The following is a 598-nucleotide window of genomic DNA, read 5'->3' as shown; positions in this document are numbered from 1 at the left end:
CACCAGCGAGCCCCGTATCCGCCCCCGCCCCCGTCCCCATCCCCGTACCCGTGCCTGATGTCCCATACGTTGCCCCCAAGGTCAGCAGTCCTGTGACAGTGACGTACGGGGCGGACGATTGGAGCCGTATGCCGTGTTGCGAGTGGATCTCGATACGGCAACCGCTACCGGAGGGACCGCTTCAGCAGCTGCTGGCCTCGCGGCGGAGTGAGTGCCGCGCCGCGCTACCTCACGCGCGCCGCAGATCGACCATGTAGAAGACCTTGTCGTACCGACGCTCACCCACGGCCACAAAGGCCGACAGCCGCCCGTACTCACTGAACCCCAACGCCCGGTAGAGCCGCAGCGCGTGCTCGTTGTCCTCACGGGCGTCCAGGGTCAGCACCTCGACCCCCGCCTGCCGCGCGTCGTCCACCAGCGCAGCGGTCAACACCCGCCCCACACCGCGCCCCTGAGCCCACTCGGCGACCGCGACCTTCTCCAGGTCGGCATGCGGCCGATGGGTGGTCCGCGCGTACCGCACCCAGTACCCCAGCCCGGCCAGCCGCCCGTCCACGTAACCGGCCCGCAGTGCCGCGTCCCCCGCCCGCACCCCGGC

At 70.9% G+C, this 598-nt stretch carries 1 protein-coding gene; it reads right to left on the bottom strand.

Translation table 11 applies throughout. The features are described 5' to 3' along the window. Nucleotides 1-229: 229 nt before the first annotated feature. The coding region (locus U9R90_RS36685) for a GNAT family N-acetyltransferase (protein WP_411061850.1) at nt 230-598 on the bottom strand (369 nt) is incomplete at its 5' end.

It is taken from the genome of Streptomyces sp. E11-3 (assembly GCF_046540415.1).
Taxonomy (GTDB): Bacteria; Actinomycetota; Actinomycetes; order Streptomycetales; family Streptomycetaceae; genus Streptomyces.
The sequence above is the reverse complement of the archived record's forward strand: the minus strand, read 5'-3'. Positions and strand labels throughout refer to the sequence as shown.